Raw genomic sequence first — 581 nt, 5'->3', positions numbered from 1 at the left:
CAGCCGCCGAAGGTGGGGTAGATGATTGGGGTGAAGTCGTAACAAGGTAGCCGTATCGGAAGGTGCGGCTGGATCACCTCCTTTCTATGGAGAATCGTTTCCTGCAACGGAAACATTCATCGAAGCGTAAGCTTCAAAACATCTATAAAGATGTCGATTCAAACTCCTATTTGTTCAGTTTTGATGGAATTTGTATGGGGCCATAGCTCAGCTGGGAGAGCGCCTGCCTTGCAAGCAGGAGGTCAGCGGTTCGATCCCGCTTGGCTCCACCATATACAAACCATCAATATGAAGTTGATCCTTGAAAACTGGATACCGAAACGAAACATCGCGTTTTAGAAAACGATTCTTATCTGTTCTGTGTAAACAGGATCGGAGCAAGAATGAAATAAACGATGGATTCGAACCCGACGAAAGGAATGATCGTTGCTTTGCAACCATCACTTTTGGATGGAAGTAGAAGAAGTCGTCGCTTTCTTAGGAAAGCAACTAGGTTAAGCTACTAAGAGCACACGGTGGATGCCTAGGCGCTAGGAGCCGACGAAGGACGTGGCGAACAACGATAACGCCTCGGGGAGCTG

1 tRNA gene and 2 rRNA genes are annotated in these 581 nt (G+C 47.7%); all 3 read left to right on the top strand.

The features are described 5' to 3' along the window. Positions 1–84: ribosomal RNA gene (locus U1I11_RS21625) — 16S ribosomal RNA — on the top strand; the annotation flags it as partial. A gap of 112 nt (positions 85–196) precedes the next feature. Then, a tRNA-Ala gene (locus tag U1I11_RS21620) sits at positions 197–272 on the top strand. 220 nt (positions 273–492) lie between these two features. Next, positions 493–581, top strand: a 23S ribosomal RNA gene (locus U1I11_RS21615); the annotation flags it as partial.

The sequence above is a fragment of the Paenibacillus campi genome (assembly GCF_034659835.1).
GTDB lineage: Bacteria > Bacillota > Bacilli > Paenibacillales > Paenibacillaceae > Saccharibacillus > Saccharibacillus campi.
The sequence above is the reverse complement of the archived record's forward strand: the minus strand, read 5'-3'. Positions and strand labels throughout refer to the sequence as shown.